The following is a 16,023-nucleotide window of genomic DNA, read 5'->3' as shown; positions in this document are numbered from 1 at the left end:
CTTTTGTCAGGCGGCGCTGCTGCCGCCGCTGCCGGTGAACCGGGCCGAGGCTGCCAGCGCGGCGGCAAAGGCCACCACCACATAGAGCGCGGCGGTCAGCGAGCTGACCCGCGCCAGCAGGCCGATCACCGCGGGCCCTGCCATGAACCCCAGGTACGCGATGGCCGACACGGCGGCAATGCCGTTGGCAGGCGCCACGCCCGGCACGCGGGCCGAGGCGCCGAACAGGATCGGCACCACATTCGCGAAACCAACGCCGACGCCTGCGAAACCCAGCAAGGCGAGCCAGGGCAGGTCGGTCAGCAGCACCAGCGTCATCGCCCCCGCCGCGAGCAGACCGCTGCCGCGCAGCAAGGCCGTGGGTGAGAAGCGGGCGCGCATCGCGTCGCCACCGAAACGCGCAGCCGCCATCGCGGCGGAAAAGCTCGCATAGGCCAGCGCGGCCTGCTGCTGCGGGCTGCCCAGTTCTTGCTGCATGTAGAGCACGCTCCAGTCGTAGATGGCGCCCTCGGCGATCAGCCCCAGCGCGGCCAGCACGCCGAGCACCGCGAGCACGCCGCGCGGCAGACGAAAGCTATGGTCCGTTGCGGCCGCGCCGTCGGCGGGTGCGGCCGGCGTGGGCAGCATGCGCGTGGCTGCGATCGCGACCACGCCGATCATCACCACGGCCACCGTCCACAAGTGGGTCTGCGGCGCCATGCCGGCGGCCAGTGCCGCGCTGCCGCTCGCGGCGCCGACCATGCCGCCGAGGCTGAACATGCCGTGCATGCCGCTCATCAACGGTTGGCCACCGCGCAGTTCGAGCTGCGCGGCCTCGGTGTTGATCGCCACATCGAACACGCTGGTGACCAGGCCGAACACCGCCAGCAGGCCCAGCAGCGCGGCATAGCCGGGCATCGCGATCAGGCCGGCGATCAGCAGTGCGTAGACGCAGCCGCACAGCGCGGCCATGCGGCGCGGGCCGTGGCGGCCGATCCAGCGACCGGCGCTCGTCAGCCCAACCATTGCTCCAGCGCCCGCCGCAAGCATGGCGAGCCCGAGCTGCGCCTCGTCGATGGCGTAGTGCGCCTTGACCGTCGGCACATGCACGCCCCAGGTCGCGAAGATGAAGCCCGACGCGAAGAACTGGGCGCGCGACGCCCAGCGCGTACCGGCTGTGACGCCCGGCCCCACCGTCAGCGCCCGATGGCGAACACGGCGGGCAGGCGCTCGTCGGTCGTGGCCTGCGGCTTGGCGGCGCGCCAGGCCTTCACCGTCTCGCTGCGCACCTGCGCGGTGGCGAGCGTCAGGCCGCGCGCGACGGCGAGCCGGGTGTTGTGCTGCAGCGTCTGCACCAGCGCCTGCAGCAGGGCGGCGTTGCGGTACGGCGTTTCGATGAAGAGCTGCGTCTGGCCGGTCTTGAGTGCGAGCGTCTCGAGCTCGCGGATGCGCGCCTGGCGTTCGCCGCCATCCTGCGGCAGGTAGCCGACGAAGGCGAAGTTCTGTCCGTTCAGGCCGCTTGCTGCGAGGGCCAACAGCAAAGACACCGGTCCGGTGAGCGGCACGACGGTGATGCCCAGGTCGTGCGCGGCGCGCGCCACCGACGAGCCGGGGTCGGCCACGGCGGGCATGCCGGCTTCGCTCAGCAGGCCGACGTCGTGGCCTGCGAGCGCGGCAGCCAGCAGCGGGCGGGCGTCGAACTGGCCGGCGTGGTCGCCTTTCTTGTGCACTTCGCGCGGCAGTTCCTGGATGTCCTGGGCCTGCAGCGGCGCGGCCAGTGGCACGACGGCATCGATGCGCTTCAGGTAGGCGCGGGCCGACTTGGCGTTCTCGCAGATCCAGTGCGTGATGCCGGCGGCGGCCTGCAGCGTGCCCAGCGGCAGGGCGTCCTGCAGCGGGGCCTGGAGATCGCAGCCGAAATCGAGCGGCGCGGGGACGAGGTAGAGCTTGCCTTTGGCGGTCACAGCAGGTCGACCCCCGCGGCGCGCAGCATCCGGCAGGTGCGGATCAGGGGCAGGCCGACCAGCGCGGTCGGATCGTCGCTGTCGATGGCGTCGAGCAGCGCGATGCCGAAGCCCTCGCTCTTGGCGCTGCCGGCGCAGTCGTAGGGCTGTTCCGCTAATAGATAGCGCTCGATGGCGGCGTCCGAGAGGTCGCGGAACACCACGCGCACGGGGGCGATGTCGCGCTGGACGAAGCCCGTCGCATGGCAGACGACGGCCACGGCGGTCTGAAAGATCAGCGTCTGGCCGCGCATGCGGCGCAGCTGGGCGGTGGCCCGTGCGTGGTCGCCGGGCTTGCCGAGCGCTTCGCCCGCCAGGTCGGCGACCTGGTCGGAGCCGATCACCACCGCCTCAGGAAAGCGCGCGGCCACGGCATTGGCCTTTTCCAGCGCCAGGCGCTCGGCCAGCGCGCGGGGCGTCTCGCCTTCGAGCGGGGTTTCGTCGACTTCGGGGGCGTGCACCTCGAAGGGCAAATGGAGGCGGGTGAGCAGTTCGCGCCGGTAGCGCGAGGTCGAGGCGAGGATCACGGTGCGTTGCATGCAGCGATTGTGCGTGAGCGACCGGACCCGACCGGCTCGACGGGTTGCTCGCCTGGGAGGCCGGCCGGCGCGCTAGACTGGGACGGATGAAGAGAGAATTTGCCCCCGAAAGGCTCAATGTGCCCGCGTTCACCGCGGCGGCTGCCACGCTGGATGGTGCCGATCCGGTCCCGGGTTTCGCACGCCTGGTCGCCGAACTGGCGACGCCGGCCACCGATGCCGTGGTCCGCTGGGAAGCGACCGGCGAAGAGCGCCCCGGCGCCGACGGCAAGGCAACGCCCTGGCTGCATCTGGACGTCGAAACCACCGTGCCGCTGGTCTGCCAGCGCTGCCTGTCGCCGGTCGATACCGAACTGTTCGTGGACCGCTGGTTCCGTTTCGTGGCCGACGAGGCCACGGCCGAGGCGGAAGACGAGGAATCCGACGAAGACTTGCTGGTCGTCAGCCGCGACTTCGACCTGCGCGGGCTGATCGAGGACGAATTGCTGATGGAAATCCCCGTCATGCCGGTCCACGACGTGTGCCCGACGCCGGTGCGCCTGTCGTCCAGCGACGACGATTTCCAGGCGGCCGAAGAGGCCAAGCCGAACCCCTTCGCCGTGCTCGGTGCGTTGCGTCCGCGCAAGCCCGAAGAGGGCAAGTAGCCCTTTCTCTCTGGCTGGGCTATAATCATGGGCTTCGCGCGCGCCGCCGTGAGCAGCAATGCATACAAGGCAAAGGCAGAACGTGGCATTCCATGCATGCCGCCGGAGCTTTCGCCTCATTGCCACCGCTTGAGCCCGCATCCAGTCACCCACCTAACCGTCCAGGAGCCATCATGGCCGTCCAGCAAAACAAGAAGTCGCCTTCCAAGCGCGGCATGCACCGTTCCCACAACGCCCTGGGCGTGCCCGGCATCGCTGTCGAGCCCACCACCGGCGAAACGCACCTGCGCCACCACATCAGCCCGAACGGTTTCTACCGCGGCCGTCAGGTGCTCAAGAACAAGTCCGAAGCCTGATCTCGAATCCCAAGGCCAAGGCCCGAAGCTACTTTTGCTGTAGCGTCGGGCCTTTGTTTTGATGGCTGCGCCTTTTTCTCCCGAACTCACTGCTGCGCCCGCCGCAATCACGCTCGCCGTGGATTGCATGGGGGGTGATCATGGGCCGCGTGTCACGCTCGCGGCCTGCCGCGCGTTTCTCGAGCGGCACAGCGAAGCCTCGTTGCTGCTCGTCGGTGCACCGGCCGCATTGGCGGGGTTCGCCGACCATCCGCGCGCCCGCATCGTGCCGGCCAGCGAAGTGGTCGGTATGGACGATCCCATCGAAATCGCCCTGCGCAAGAAGAAGGACTCTTCGATGCGCGTCGCGATCCAGCAGGTCAAGGATGGTGCAGCGCAAGCGGCCATATCTGCCGGCAACACGGGCGCATTGATGGCGATCGCACGCTATCTTCTCAAAACGCTCGACGGCATCGACCGTCCGGCCATCGCGCCGCAGCTGCCCAATGTGAAGGGCGGGGCGACCACCGTGCTCGATCTCGGTGCGAACGTCGATTGCGACGCCGAAGACCTGCTCCAGTTCGCCGTGCTGGGCTCCGCGCTCGTTTCGGCATTGACCGGCAACGAATCGCCTTCGGTCGGCTTGCTCAATATTGGTGAAGAAGCCATCAAGGGCAGCGAAACCATCAAGAAGGCCAGTCAACTGCTGCGTGCAGCTGCCAACTCCAAGGATCTGAACTTCTACGGCAACGTCGAAGGGAACGACATTTTCAAGGGTACGACCGACATCGTCGTGTGCGACGGATTTGTCGGCAATGTGGCGCTGAAGGCCAGTGAAGGCGTTGCGTCGATGATCGGCGAGTTCATTCGCGTCGAGTTCTCGCGAAACATTCTCACGAAACTGGTGGCTATTGTTGCTTATCCGGTTTTAAAAGCGTTCAAAGGTCGTCTGGATCACCGTCGCTACAACGGTGCGGCCTTGCTGGGTCTGCGCGGGCTGGTGTTCAAGAGCCATGGCTCGGCCGACGAAGTGGCTTTCGGCCATGCGTTGGATCGCGCTTATGATGCCGCTCGCAACAACCTGCTCGATCGCGTGCGGGCCCGCATCGCCCACGCCGCGCCTTTGCTCGCGCGGCAGGAGTCGGCGGCGCCGGCCGACGCGACAGCCCTTCACGCTTGATGACCCCTTTTTCGCGCATTACCGGCACCGGCAGCTACCTGCCCCCCCGCCGCGTCACCAATGACGACCTTGCCAAGGATCTGGCGACACGCGGCATCGAAACTTCCGATCAGTGGATCGTCGAGCGCACCGGCATTCACGCGCGCCACTTCGCGGCGCCCGATGTCAGCAGCAGCGATCTCGGCCTCGAAGCCGCGAAGCATGCACTGGAAGCCGCCGGCCGCAAGGCGAGCGACGTCGACCTGATCATCGTCGCGACCTCGACGCCGGACATGGTGTTCCCGTCGTCGGCCGCGATCCTCCAGCATAAGCTCGGCATTGCCGGCTGCCCGGCCTTCGACGTCCAGGCGGTCTGCAGCGGTTTCGTCTACGCACTGACGGTGGCCGACGCGATGATCCGCACGGGCACCGCGCGCTGCGCGCTGGTGATCGGCGCCGAAGTGTTCTCCCGCATCCTCGACTTCAACGACCGCACCACCTGTGTGCTGTTCGGCGACGGCGCGGGCGCGGTGGTGCTCGAGGCTTCCGACGAACCTGGCATTCTGGCCAGCGACCTGCATGCGGACGGCAAGCACGTCGGCATCCTGTGCGTACCCGGCCATGTGTCGGGTGGCAACGTGCTCGGCACGCCGCTGCTGCACATGGACGGCCAGGCCGTCTTCAAGCTGGCGGTCCGCGTGCTCGAAGACGCCGCGCGCGCCACGCTCGCCAAGGCCGGCAAGACCGAGGCCGACATCGACTGGCTGATCCCGCACCAGGCCAACATCCGCATCATGGAAGGCACAGCCAAGAAGCTGAAGCTGCCGCGCGAAAAGCTGGTCGTCACGGTGCACGAGCACGGCAACACCTCGGCCGCCTCGATCCCGCTGGCGCTCGACGAAGCCGTGCGCTCGGGCAAGGTGAAGAAGGGTGAGACCCTCATGCTGGAAGGCGTGGGCGGTGGCTTCACCTGGGGCGCGGTGCTATTGAATCTGTAGTGCGTCGCGGCGCCCCGAAGCGGGCGTCGGCGCGGTGACGAAGAAACAACAATGAAATCCTTTGCTTTTGTCTTTCCGGGTCAGGGCTCGCAGGCGGTCGGCATGCTCGACGCCTGGGGCGATCACCCGGCCGTGGTCGAGACCTTGCGCGAAGCCTCCGAAGCGCTGGGCGAAGACATCGGCGTGCTGATCAAGAACGGCCCCAAGGAAGAACTGGCGCTCACCACCAACACGCAGCCCGTGATGCTGGTGGCCGGCGTGGCCGCATGGCGCGCCTGGCTGGCCGAGGGCGGTGCCACGCCGTCCGTGGTGGCCGGCCATTCGCTGGGTGAGTATTCGGCGCTGGTGGCCTCGGGCGTGCTCACGCTCTCGCAGGCCGCGCCGCTGGTGCGTTTCCGCGCGCAGGCCATGCAGCAGGCCGTGCCGGTCGGCGTCGGCGCGATGGCGGCGATCCTCGGCATGGCGTCCGACAAGGTGGTCGCCGGCTGCGCCGAAGCCACCGCCACGTTCGGCCCCGGCAGCGCCGAAGTGGTCGAGGCCGTGAACTTCAACGATCCGATGCAGACCGTGATCGCCGGCAGCAAGGCCGCGGTCGACAAGGCCTGCGAGCTGCTGAAGGCCAACGGCGCCAAGCGCGCATTGCCGCTGCCGGTGTCGGCGCCGTTCCATTCGAGCCTGATGAAGCCCGCGGCCGAAGCCCTGCGCGAGAAGCTCGCGAGCGTGGCGTTGGCTGCGCCGCAGATTCCGGTGCTCAACAACATCGACGTGGCCGTCGAGACCGATGCCGACCGCATCCGCGACGCCCTGGTGCGCCAGGCCGCCGGTCCGGTGCGCTGGGTCGAGAGCGTTCAGGCCTTGAAACTGCGCGGTGCAACCGCCATCATCGAGTGCGGTCCCGGCAAGGTGCTGGCCGGCATGGTGAAGCGCATCGCCCCCGAACTGGAAGCCGCGTCGGTGTACGACCCGGCCACCCTCGCGGACGTCCGACAATCGCTCGCCGGCTGAACGCCGCCAGGCCCCGATACTTTTTCTCTTTTATGAGCACTCCCAAATTCGAAGGCCAGGTCGCCCTGGTCACCGGCGCAACGCGCGGCATCGGCGCTGCCATTGCACTCGAACTCGCGCAGCGCGGCCTGAAGGTCGTGGGCACCGGCACCACCGACGACGGCGCTGCCAAGATCACACAGGCGCTGAGCGCGTTCGACGGCCGCGGCCGTGCGCTCGACGTGAACGACGGCGCTGCCGTCGAAGCCCTGATCGACGAGATCGTGCAGGCTTACGGCGCGATCCATGTGCTGGTCAACAACGCCGGCATCACGCGCGACACGCTCGCCATGCGCATGAAGGATGACGACTGGGATGCGGTGCTCGACACCAACCTCAAGGCCGTCTTCCGTCTCTCGCGCGCGGTGATCCGCCCGATGATGAAGCAGCGCTATGGCCGCATCATCAGCATCACGAGCGTGGTGGGCGCGTCCGGCAATGCCGGCCAGGCCAACTACGCGGCCGCCAAGGCCGGCGTGTCGGGCATGACCCGTGCGCTGGCCCGCGAACTCGGCAGCCGCAACATCACGGTCAACTGTGTCGCGCCGGGCTTCATCGAAACCGACATGACGGCCAGCCTGCCGGAAGCCCAGCAACAGGCGCTGCTCTCGCAGATCCCGCTGGGCCACCTGGGCAAGCCGGCCGACATCGCGCATGCGGTGGCCTACCTCGCATCGCCGCAGGCCTCGTACGTGACGGGGCAGGAGCTGCACGTCAACGGCGGCATGCACATGTAGCCGAAAGGCGCAATCTTTTTCCGTACCGGAGCGCGGGGCAAATGCCACGGGCCGCCCGGCTAAAATCCACCAGTTACCTACAACCCTTAGAGGGAATCAAATGAGCGATATCGAAGCACGTGTCAAGAAAATCATCGCCGAGCAACTCGGCGTGGAAGAGTCCCAAGTGACGAACGAAAAGGCTTTCGTGGCCGACCTCGGCGCTGACTCGCTCGACACGGTCGAACTCGTGATGGCACTCGAAGACGAGTTCGGCATCGAGATCCCGGACGAAGACGCCGAGAAGATCACGACGGTGCAGAACGCCGTCGACTACGCCACCAAGAATCAAAAGGCCTGATCGGCCAGCTGACACTGCAACGACGGCCGGCGGCTCTTTTTTCAACCGCCCGCGCCGCTCGGCAGCTGTCCAGCGCTTCCAGAAAGGTTTGCCGGCATGACCAAACGCCGCGTCGTCGTGACCGGACTCGGTTGCATCGCTCCTGTCGGAAACACCGCAACCGAATCCTGGACCAACCTGTTGGCCGGGAAGTCGGGCATTGCGAACATCACCGCGTTCGATGCAAGCGCCTTCGCCTGCAAGTTCGCCGGTGAGGTCAAGGGTTTCGACATCACCCAATACATCTCGGAGAAAGAAGCGCGTCACATGGACCGCTTCATTCATCTGGGTCTCGCCGCCGCCATCCAGGCGGTGCAGGACAGCGGACTGCCGACCGGCGAAGCGCTGTCCTATGAAAAGGCCGTGCGCATCGGCTGCAACATCGGCTCGGGCATCGGCGGTCTGCCGATGATCGAACAGACGCACGGCGAGTACGCGAGCCGTGGCCCGCGCCGCATTTCGCCGTTCTTCGTGCCGGCGTCGATCATCAACATGATCTCGGGCCATGTCTCGATCAAGTACGGCTTCAAGGGCCCGAACATCGCAGTGGTTACCGCCTGCACCACCGGCCTGCATGCCATCGGCACGTCGGCACGCATGATCGAGTACGGCGATGCCGACGTCATGATCGCGGGCGGCGCCGAATCGACCATCTCTCCGCTCGGCATCGGCGGCTTCACCGCGCCTCGCGCGCTGAGCACCCGCAACGACGATCCCGCCACGGCCTCGCGCCCGTGGGACAAGGACCGCGACGGCTTCGTGCTGGGCGAAGGCGCCGGCGTGCTTGTGCTCGAGGAGTACGAACACGCCAAGGCGCGCGGCGCCAAGATCTACGCTGAGGTTTCAGGCTTCGGCATGACCGGCGACGCGTACCACATGACCGCTCCCGACGTCGACGGCCCGCGCCGTTCGATGGCGATGGCGCTGGCCAATGCGGGTGTTAATGCCGACGAGGTCCAGTACCTGAACGCGCACGGCACCTCGACGCTGATCGGTGACCTCAACGAGACCAATGCGGTCAAGCTGGCTTTCGGCGATCACGCGAAGAAGCTCGTCGTCAATTCGACCAAGTCCATGACCGGCCACCTGCTGGGCGGCGCGGGCGGCATCGAATCGGTGTTCACGGTGCTCGCGCTGCATCACCAGAAGAGCCCGCCGACGATCAACATCTTCAACCAGGATCCGGAGTGCGATCTCGACTACTGCGCCAACGAGGCGCGCGATCTGAAGATCGATGTCGCGGTCAAGAACAACTTCGGCTTCGGCGGCACCAACGGCACGCTGGTGTTCAAGCGCGCTTGAGCGTCGCTCTCCCATGCACAGCGCACCGTCGGTGACCTATCCGGTGGGGCGCACCCGCGGCGCGACCCGGATTCTTCTGGCCCTTTGGACTCTGGGCGTCTGCTGCGCCGGCGCGGCCTGCTATCTGTTCGATAGCAATGGCTGGCGCCAGTTGTTGCTGCTGCTCAGCGTCGTCTTTTCCGGTGTCGCCGCGGGCTTTGGCCTGCGGCGGGACGGTGCAGCCACGTTGCACTTCGATGGATTGCACTGGTCGCTGACCGGTGCCGATCCGACGCGCGGCGTGCTCGCCGCGCGCGCCGTGGTGGCGCTCGATTTCCAGTCGCTGTTGCTGGTCCGCCTGGCCGAACCCGGCCGCGCGGCCCGCTGGGTCTGGCTCGAGCAGCGGGCCATGCCCGAGCGCTGGCGCGACGTGCGCCGCGCGGTCTATGCGCGGCCCCCGGCGGCCGAGCCGGCCGGCGATCCCTGGCGCGCGACCGCTCCGGCCGACGCGCCCTGACCCGTTTCGATGACCACTTCTTTGCCTCCCGTGCCTCCGGAGTCCGCGCTGCCCGATGAGGCGGCGCAGGCGTCGCGCCCGGGTGAGGTCGATTTCCAGCTGGTCCAGCGCACCGTCGCGGGCGACCAGAAGGCGTTCGAGCTGCTGGTCATCAAGTACCAGCGCCGCATCGAACGGCTGATCGGGCGCATGGTGCGCGATGTCGACCTGATCGAGGACATCGCCCAGGAAACCTTCATCCGCGCCTACCGCGCGCTGCACCAGTTCCGCGGCGAGGCCCAGTTCTACACCTGGCTGTACCGGATCGCCGTGAACACCGCCAAGAAGGCGCTGGTGGACATGAAGCGCGATCCGACCGTCTCCGAAAGCGCACTGCGTTCGTCCTCGGACGACGAAGATGAAACTTACCGTCCTGGAAACGAACCAACCAGCGATGAAACCCCCGAATCGGTCATGGCGGCGAACGAAATCGCCAGTGCCGTCGAGGCTGCCATGGAAGCGCTCCCGACCGAGTTGCGCCAGGCGGTCACGCTGCGCGAGATCGAGGGGATGAGTTACGAAGAGATTGCCGAGGTCATGGATTGCCCGATCGGCACGGTGCGCTCGCGTATTTTCCGGGCGCGCGAGGCCATTTCGGCCAGGGTCAAGCCGCTGCTGGACAACCAGTCCGGCAAGCGTTGGTAGATCAGCAGGTGAATGACATGAATCAGACGATGACGGTTCGGGAACAGGTGTCCGCGCTGGCGGACGGCCATTTGCAGGGCGAGGCGTTCGCGCGTGCGATCGAATCCGTCTGCGCCGAGGAAGACTCGCGCGACGCCTGGCACGCGTACCACGTGGTGGGCGACGTGCTGCGCTCGTCGGCGCATTCGCGCTGCAGCGACACCTCGGCCTTCCTGGCGCGTTTCCAGCAGCGGCTGGCGCAAGAGCCGGTCGTGGCGGCGCCGCCTGCGGCCGTGGCACCGCTGGCCGCCGTGCCGGCTGCGATGCCCGTGCGGCAACGCGCCGAGGCGGCCAACGAGCCGGTGTTCCGCTGGAAGCTGGTGGCGGGCGCCGCGTCGTTGATGGCCGTGGCGGCCATCAGCTGGACGCTGGTCGGCAACGGTGCCGCGGTGCCGAACGGCGGTGCCCAACTGGCCGCGGTGCAGCCGCCCGTGGCGAACTCGGTGCTGGCGGCCGCGGCCGGTGGCAGCGAGCTGCCGGGCAACGGCGCCCTGACGCCGACCCGTGTGCTGGTCGGCAGCGGCAATCCGCAGGTCATGCTGCGCGATCCGCGCCTTGACCAGCTGCTCGAAGCCCACCAGCAGGCCGGTGGTGCATCGCAAATGCCGTCCGGTTTCCTGCGCAACGCCACCTTCGAGGGCCCCACGCGCTGATTGCGCGACCGTCGCCGCCTGCAATGACCGTTGTTCACATGCCGATTTCCGCACGCACCCTGGTGCTCGCGTTTGCTGTTCTTTGCCTGGGGCAGATGGCCACCGCGCAGACCCGCTACGGTGCGGCGAACACGAAGAGCGTGCCCTCGGCGCAGACCGACGAACCGCCGGCCATGGGCGTGACCGAGTGGCTGCAGCGCATGCATGCGGGCGCGCGGCAGCGCAGCTACGTGGGCACCTTCGTGGTGTCGGCTCCGGGCGGCGACCTGTCGAGCGCGCGCATCTGGCATGTGCGCGACGGCGATCACCAGCTGGAGCGCATCGAAGCGCTGTCGGGCCCGCCGCGCTCGACCTTCCGGCGCAACCGCAACGTGATGACCTTCCTGCCCGAGGCGAAGGTCGTGAAGGTCGAGAAGCGCGAGAACCTCGACCTCTTCCCCAATCTGCCCGACAAGCCCGATTCGTCGGTGGGCGACTACTACGACGTGCGCGCCATCGGCAAGGACCGCGTCGCGGGCTTCGACGCCGACGTGGTGCAGCTGGTGCCGCGCGACGGCCTGCGCTTCGGCTACCGCATCTGGAGCGAACGCCGCTCCGGCCTCGTGGTGAAGCTCCAGACCGTCGACAGCGACACCCGCGTGGTCGAGCAGTCGGCGTTCTCCGAGCTGCAGCTCGATGCGCCCGTGAAGGCGCAGGCACTGGCGCAGATGATGGCCAACACGAGCGGCTACCGCATCGAGAAGCTCGAACTCGAGCGCAGCACCGCGCAGGACGAAGGCTGGATGCTGCGCACACCCGTGGCCGGATTCAAGCCCCGAAGCTTCTTCCGACGCCCCGCGCTGCCCGCCGGCGACGGCAAGCCGCCCAAGCCCGAGGCGACCACCGTCCAGTGGACCTTCTCCGATGGCCTGGCGACGGTCTCGCTCTTCATCGAACGCTACGATCCCACGCGCACGCCGGGCGACGGCGTGCTGACCATCGGCGCCACCAACGCGATCCGCCGGCGACTGCCCGCACCGGCCAGCGACTGGTGGCTGACCGCGGTCGGCGAGGTGCCGCAGCAGACGCTCAATGCCTTTGCCCAGAGCCTCGCGCGCACGCGCTGACGGGCGATGGGCTGACGCCGTGCAGGCGTTCGGGCTGAACCAAGCCGGCGCCGGGTACTCATAGCCTCTGTCGTTATTTGCAGCTCTGTTCTTTTGGAAAGACAACCGATGATGTTCAAAGTCGAGGGACACAAGCTTCGTTCCGGTCTGCTGGCCTTTGCGCTGGCGCTGACGGCCGGCGCCACTTTCCTGCCGGTCGAGTCGGTGCATGCGCAGACGCGCACGCTGCCCGACTTCACCGACCTGGTCGATCAGGTCGGTCCGTCCGTGGTCAACATCCGCACCGTCGAGAAGGTCGCGCAGCGCGGCGGCGGCAACGGCGAGATGGACGAGGAGATGCAGGAGTTCTTCCGCCGCTTCTTCGGCCAGCCGCTGCCGGGCACGCCGCGCCAGGGGCCGCGCCCGAACCGTCCGCAGCAGGAAGAAGAGCGTCCGCGCGGTGTGGGCTCGGGCTTCATCCTGACGGGCGACGGCTACGTCATGACCAACGCACACGTGGTGGAAGACGCCTCCGAGGTGCTGGTCACGCTGCCCGACAAGCGCGAGTTCAAGGCCAAGATCATCGGTGCCGACAAGCGCACCGACGTGGCCGTGGTGAAGATCGAGGCCACGGGCCTGCCCGCGGTGAAGGTGGGCGACATCTCCAAGCTGCGCGTGGGCGAGTGGGTGATGGCGATCGGTTCGCCCTTCGGCCTGGAGAACACCGTCACGGCCGGCATCGTGAGCGCCAAGCAGCGCGACACGGGTGAGTACCTGCCGTTCATCCAGACCGACGTGGCCATCAACCCCGGCAACTCGGGCGGCCCGCTGATCAACATGCGCGGCGAAGTGGTGGGCATCAACAGCCAGATCTATTCGCGCTCGGGCGGCTTCATGGGCATCTCGTTCTCGATCCCGATCGACGAGGCGATCCGCGTCAGCGAGCAGCTGCGCACCTCGGGGCGCGTCTCGCGCGGCCGCATCGGCGTGCAGATCGACCAGGTCACCAAGGACGTGGCCGAGGCCATCGGCCTGGGCAAGGCGCAGGGCGCGCTGGTGCGCGGCGTCGAAGCCGGGTCGCCGGGCGAGAAGGCCGGCGTGGAGCCGGGCGACGTCATCACCAAGTTCGACGGCAAGGCCATCGAGAAACCGAGCGACCTGCCGCGCCTCGTGGGCAACACCAAGCCGGGCACCAAGAGCACGTTGACCGTGTTCCGCCGCGGCAGCTCGCGCGACCTCAGCGTGACCATCGCCGAGATCGAGCCGGACAAGCCCGCCAAGCGCGCGACCGACCGCGACGAGCCGGCTGCGAAGCCGTCCGCCTCCGCGGCCCTCAAGTCGCTGGGCCTCGCGGTCAGCGACCTCAGCGATGCGCAGAAGAAAGAGCTCAAGCTGAAGGGCGGCGTGAAGGTTGATGCCGCCAACGACGCCGCGGCGCGGGCCGGCCTGCGCGAGGGTGACGTCATCCTGGCGGTGGGCAATCTCGAGGTGGCGAATGCCCGCGAATTCGAGGCGGCGGTCGCCAAGGCGGACAAGGCCAAGTCGCTCAGCGTGCTCTACCGCCGAGGCGACTGGGCGCAGTACGCCTTGATCCGACCCGCACGCTGATACGGCGGCGGCGTCAAGTGGCCCCACCCGGCAGTCGGGTTTGGGGCCATTTTTTCGAGGTCTTTACGACGCTTCGGCGCCGGCCTCTAAAAAAATCCGAGGCCTCGAAAACACCAAGATTTGTTTGCGATCACTAACTTATAAAAGGGCTAAGGACGAATTTCGGTAGAATAGACAGCTCCTGGCGGCCAGTCAGCGCATAAAGAGGGCGATGGCCTTCACGATGCGAGATGTCACACAGCCGTCCACCGGTGCTCCACAGATCGCCCACAAGTTGTTCAGCTACTGCTCCACCGATCCTGTTGATAAGTTGTGAGTATCTTTGATGTTGTGGACCTGCAACGAGCCCTTTGGACCCTGTTCCCGGATGTACGTGCTTCCCTTTTTGCCTACAATGAAGTTCCAACTACTGCAGTTGCCATTGCTTGTTGGTTCAGGGCGCGTCTCCAGAAGACGCGCCCTTTTTTCTTGGCCCCGCCCCTCGGCGCCCGAGCCAATTCAAGTACTTAAGCGTTCCCGTTGATGAATCACATCAGAAATTTTTCGATCATTGCGCACATCGATCATGGCAAGTCGACGCTCGCAGACCGTTTGATCCAACGTTGCGGCGGCCTCGCGGAACGCGAAATGGAAGCGCAGGTGCTCGACTCGATGGACATCGAAAAAGAGCGTGGGATAACCATCAAGGCGCAGACCGCCGCGCTGCACTACAAGGCACGCGATGGACAGGTCTACAACCTCAATCTGATCGACACGCCGGGCCACGTCGACTTCTCGTACGAAGTGAGCCGCTCGCTGTCGGCATGTGAAGGCGCATTGCTCGTTGTCGACGCATCGCAAGGCGTCGAAGCGCAGACGGTGGCCAACTGCTACACCGCGCTCGACCTCGGCGTCGAAGTGATCCCGGTGCTCAACAAGATCGATCTGCCGAATGCAGACCTCGACAACGCGCGCACCGAAATCGAAGACGTGATCGGCATCGACGCGACCGACGCGATTCCGTGCTCCGCAAAAACCGGCGTCGGCATCGACGACATCCTCGAGACCATCGTCGCGCGCATGCCCGCACCGCGCGGCAATCCCGACGGCCCGCTGCGCGCGATGATCATCGACAGCTGGTTCGACCCGTACGTCGGCGTCGTGATGCTGGTGCGCGTGGTCGACGGTCGCCTCGTGAAGGGCGAGCGCATCAAGATGATGGCCTCGGGCGCGATGTACAACGCCGACAGCATCGGCGTCTTCACGCCCGCCAACGAGTCGCGCGCGTCGCTCGAAGCCGGCGAGGTGGGCTACATCATCGCGGGCATCAAGGAACTGCAGGCGGCCAAGGTCGGCGACACGGTCACGCTGATCCGGCCCGGCACCGGTGGCGCCGCCGCCACGGCCACCGAGGCGCTGCCCGGCTTCAAGGAAATCCAGCCGCAGGTGTTCGCGGGCCTGTACCCGACCGAAGCCAGCGAGTACGACTCGCTGCGCGATGCGCTCGAGAAGCTCAAGCTCAACGATTCGTCGCTGCGCTACGAACCCGAAGTGAGCCAGGCGCTGGGCTTCGGCTTCCGCTGCGGCTTCCTGGGCCTGCTGCACATGGAGATCGTGCAGGAGCGCCTGGAACGCGAGTTCGACCAGGACCTGATCACGACCGCGCCCAGCGTGGTCTACCAGGTGGTGCGCAACGACGGCGAAGTGATCATGGTGGAGAACCCGTCCAAGATGCCCGACGTCGGCAAGATGGCGGAGATCCGCGAGCCGATCGTCACCGTGCATCTGTACATGCCGCAGGAATACGTCGGCTCCGTCATGACGCTGGCCAACCAGAAGCGTGGCGTGCAGCTGAACATGGCCTACCACGGCCGCCAGGTCATGCTGACCTACGAGATGCCGCTGGGCGAGATCGTGCTCGACTTCTTCGACAAGCTGAAGTCGGTGAGCCGCGGCTACGCCTCCATGGACTACGAGTTCAAGGAGTACCGTGCGTCCGACGTGGTGAAGGTCGACATCCTGCTCAATGGCGACAAGGTCGATGCGCTGTCGATCATCGTGCACCGCAGCCAGTCGCAGTACCGCGGCCGGGCGGTGGTGTCGAAGATGCGCGAGATCATTTCGCGCCAGATGTACGACGTGGCGATCCAGGCGGCCATCGGGGTCACGATCATTGCGCGTGAGACAATCAAGGCACTTCGCAAGAACGTGCTCGCCAAGTGCTACGGCGGCGACATCTCCCGCAAGAAGAAGCTGCTCGAGAAGCAGAAGGCGGGCAAGAAAAGAATGAAGCAGATCGGTTCCGTCGAAGTCCCGCAAGAGGCCTTCCTCGCGATTCTGCAAGTCGAAGACTGATCACC

General features: G+C 66.8%; 17 protein-coding genes. 14 read left to right on the top strand and 3 right to left on the bottom strand.

What is annotated here, in order from left to right:
• Positions 1 to 6 precede the first annotated feature (6 nt).
• From AC3WQR_RS15870 to AC3WQR_RS15860, 3 genes are read right to left on the bottom strand one after another with little or no spacing between them, the layout of a single operon-like run.
• On the bottom strand, positions 7 to 1,173 hold the full coding sequence (locus AC3WQR_RS15870) for an MFS transporter (RefSeq protein ID WP_492742703.1): 1,167 nt from the start codon (positions 1,171 to 1,173) through the stop codon (positions 7 to 9).
• Positions 1,174 to 1,175: 2 nt separating this feature from the next.
• Complete coding sequence (locus AC3WQR_RS15865; protein ID WP_492742701.1) at positions 1,176 to 1,943, bottom strand: SAM-dependent methyltransferase; 768 nt, start codon at positions 1,941 to 1,943, stop codon at positions 1,176 to 1,178.
• Positions 1,940 to 2,521 carry a Maf family protein gene (locus AC3WQR_RS15860; protein WP_492742700.1) on the bottom strand — a complete coding sequence of 194 codons (582 nt, stop codon included), beginning with the start codon at positions 2,519 to 2,521 and terminating at the stop codon, positions 1,940 to 1,942. The genes AC3WQR_RS15865 and AC3WQR_RS15860 overlap by 4 nt, the downstream gene beginning before the upstream one ends.
• Before the next feature lie 86 nt (positions 2,522 to 2,607).
• Here AC3WQR_RS15860 and AC3WQR_RS15855 point away from each other — a divergent pair, with 86 nt between their 5' ends.
• The 14 genes from AC3WQR_RS15855 (at position 2,608) to lepA (ending at position 16,018) form a co-directional block, all read left to right on the top strand.
• On the top strand, positions 2,608 to 3,165 hold the full coding sequence (locus AC3WQR_RS15855) for a YceD family protein (protein WP_095746469.1): 558 nt from the start codon (positions 2,608 to 2,610) through the stop codon (positions 3,163 to 3,165).
• A 173-nt stretch (positions 3,166 to 3,338) separates the two neighbouring features.
• Positions 3,339 to 3,521, top strand: a complete 183-nt coding sequence (gene rpmF, locus AC3WQR_RS15850) for a 50S ribosomal protein L32 (RefSeq protein ID WP_057592299.1) — start codon at positions 3,339 to 3,341, stop codon at positions 3,519 to 3,521.
• 61 nt (positions 3,522 to 3,582) lie between these two features.
• Positions 3,583 to 4,680 (top strand): phosphate acyltransferase PlsX, encoded by a 1,098-nt coding sequence (gene plsX, locus AC3WQR_RS15845; RefSeq protein WP_492684631.1) that lies wholly within the window; start codon positions 3,583 to 3,585, stop codon positions 4,678 to 4,680.
• A complete protein-coding gene (locus AC3WQR_RS15840) occupies positions 4,680 to 5,657 on the top strand; it encodes a beta-ketoacyl-ACP synthase III (RefSeq protein WP_070062242.1) in 978 nt (325 codons plus the stop codon). The genes plsX and AC3WQR_RS15840 overlap by 1 nt, the downstream gene beginning before the upstream one ends.
• A gap of 51 nt (positions 5,658 to 5,708) precedes the next feature.
• Positions 5,709 to 6,662 carry an ACP S-malonyltransferase gene (gene fabD, locus AC3WQR_RS15835; RefSeq protein WP_492742698.1) on the top strand — a complete coding sequence of 318 codons (954 nt, stop codon included), beginning with the start codon at positions 5,709 to 5,711 and terminating at the stop codon, positions 6,660 to 6,662.
• Between the two features lie 32 nt (positions 6,663 to 6,694).
• Positions 6,695 to 7,438 (top strand): 3-oxoacyl-ACP reductase FabG, encoded by a 744-nt coding sequence (gene fabG / locus AC3WQR_RS15830; RefSeq protein WP_062475549.1) that lies wholly within the window; start codon positions 6,695 to 6,697, stop codon positions 7,436 to 7,438.
• Positions 7,439 to 7,538: 100 nt separating this feature from the next.
• Entirely contained in the window at positions 7,539 to 7,778 is a 240-nt protein-coding gene (acpP, locus tag AC3WQR_RS15825) for an acyl carrier protein (RefSeq protein WP_007830471.1), read from the top strand.
• 96 nt (positions 7,779 to 7,874) lie between these two features.
• A complete protein-coding gene (gene fabF / locus AC3WQR_RS15820) occupies positions 7,875 to 9,119 on the top strand; it encodes a beta-ketoacyl-ACP synthase II (protein ID WP_062475546.1) in 1,245 nt (414 codons plus the stop codon).
• A 13-nt stretch (positions 9,120 to 9,132) separates the two neighbouring features.
• Positions 9,133 to 9,615, top strand: a complete 483-nt coding sequence (locus tag AC3WQR_RS15815) for a hypothetical protein (protein ID WP_492742696.1) — start codon at positions 9,133 to 9,135, stop codon at positions 9,613 to 9,615.
• Positions 9,616 to 9,624: 9 nt separating this feature from the next.
• Positions 9,625 to 10,299, top strand: coding sequence for an RNA polymerase sigma factor RpoE (rpoE, locus tag AC3WQR_RS15810; protein WP_492742694.1), 675 nt, complete (start codon positions 9,625 to 9,627; stop codon positions 10,297 to 10,299).
• A gap of 17 nt (positions 10,300 to 10,316) precedes the next feature.
• The gene (locus tag AC3WQR_RS15805; protein WP_492742692.1) at positions 10,317 to 10,991 is read left to right on the top strand and encodes a sigma-E factor negative regulatory protein; all 675 of its coding nucleotides are present in this window, start codon (positions 10,317 to 10,319) and stop codon (positions 10,989 to 10,991) included.
• A gap of 38 nt (positions 10,992 to 11,029) precedes the next feature.
• Positions 11,030 to 12,097: a MucB/RseB C-terminal domain-containing protein gene (locus AC3WQR_RS15800; RefSeq protein ID WP_235926396.1), complete on the top strand. Its 1,068-nt coding sequence runs from the start codon at positions 11,030 to 11,032 to the stop codon at positions 12,095 to 12,097.
• A 108-nt stretch (positions 12,098 to 12,205) separates the two neighbouring features.
• On the top strand, positions 12,206 to 13,684 hold the full coding sequence (locus AC3WQR_RS15795; protein WP_062475536.1) for a DegQ family serine endoprotease: 1,479 nt from the start codon (positions 12,206 to 12,208) through the stop codon (positions 13,682 to 13,684).
• Positions 13,685 to 14,206: 522 nt separating this feature from the next.
• A complete protein-coding gene (lepA, locus tag AC3WQR_RS15790) occupies positions 14,207 to 16,018 on the top strand; it encodes a translation elongation factor 4 (RefSeq protein ID WP_139702429.1) in 1,812 nt (603 codons plus the stop codon).
• The last annotated feature ends 5 nt before the right edge of the window (positions 16,019 to 16,023 follow it).

The sequence above is a fragment of the Variovorax sp. FW305-3-2-15-B-LB1 genome, from assembly GCF_058787635.1.
The sequence above is the reverse complement of the archived record's forward strand: the minus strand, read 5'-3'. Positions and strand labels throughout refer to the sequence as shown.

What these genes read in the sequence shown, in the direction of transcription:
- AC3WQR_RS15800 (WP_235926396.1), top strand. Translation starts at nt 11,030, where the DNA reads ATGCCGATTTCCGCACGCACCCTGGTGCTCGCGTTTGCTGTTCTTTGC.
- rpoE (WP_492742694.1), top strand. Translation starts at nt 9,625, where the DNA reads ATGACCACTTCTTTGCCTCCCGTGCCTCCGGAGTCCGCGCTGCCCGAT.
- rpmF (WP_057592299.1), top strand. Translation starts at nt 3,339, where the DNA reads ATGGCCGTCCAGCAAAACAAGAAGTCGCCTTCCAAGCGCGGCATGCAC.
- AC3WQR_RS15840 (WP_070062242.1), top strand. Translation starts at nt 4,680, where the DNA reads ATGACCCCTTTTTCGCGCATTACCGGCACCGGCAGCTACCTGCCCCCC.
- AC3WQR_RS15815 (WP_492742696.1), top strand. Translation starts at nt 9,133, where the DNA reads ATGCACAGCGCACCGTCGGTGACCTATCCGGTGGGGCGCACCCGCGGC.
- AC3WQR_RS15855 (WP_095746469.1), top strand. Translation starts at nt 2,608, where the DNA reads ATGAAGAGAGAATTTGCCCCCGAAAGGCTCAATGTGCCCGCGTTCACC.
- AC3WQR_RS15860 (WP_492742700.1), bottom strand. Translation starts at nt 2,521, where the DNA reads ATGCAACGCACCGTGATCCTCGCCTCGACCTCGCGCTACCGGCGCGAA.
- AC3WQR_RS15805 (WP_492742692.1), top strand. Translation starts at nt 10,317, where the DNA reads ATGAATCAGACGATGACGGTTCGGGAACAGGTGTCCGCGCTGGCGGAC.
- lepA (WP_139702429.1), top strand. Translation starts at nt 14,207, where the DNA reads ATGAATCACATCAGAAATTTTTCGATCATTGCGCACATCGATCATGGC.
- AC3WQR_RS15795 (WP_062475536.1), top strand. Translation starts at nt 12,206, where the DNA reads ATGATGTTCAAAGTCGAGGGACACAAGCTTCGTTCCGGTCTGCTGGCC.
- fabG (WP_062475549.1), top strand. Translation starts at nt 6,695, where the DNA reads ATGAGCACTCCCAAATTCGAAGGCCAGGTCGCCCTGGTCACCGGCGCA.
- plsX (WP_492684631.1), top strand. Translation starts at nt 3,583, where the DNA reads ATGGCTGCGCCTTTTTCTCCCGAACTCACTGCTGCGCCCGCCGCAATC.
- acpP (WP_007830471.1), top strand. Translation starts at nt 7,539, where the DNA reads ATGAGCGATATCGAAGCACGTGTCAAGAAAATCATCGCCGAGCAACTC.
- fabD (WP_492742698.1), top strand. Translation starts at nt 5,709, where the DNA reads ATGAAATCCTTTGCTTTTGTCTTTCCGGGTCAGGGCTCGCAGGCGGTC.
- fabF (WP_062475546.1), top strand. Translation starts at nt 7,875, where the DNA reads ATGACCAAACGCCGCGTCGTCGTGACCGGACTCGGTTGCATCGCTCCT.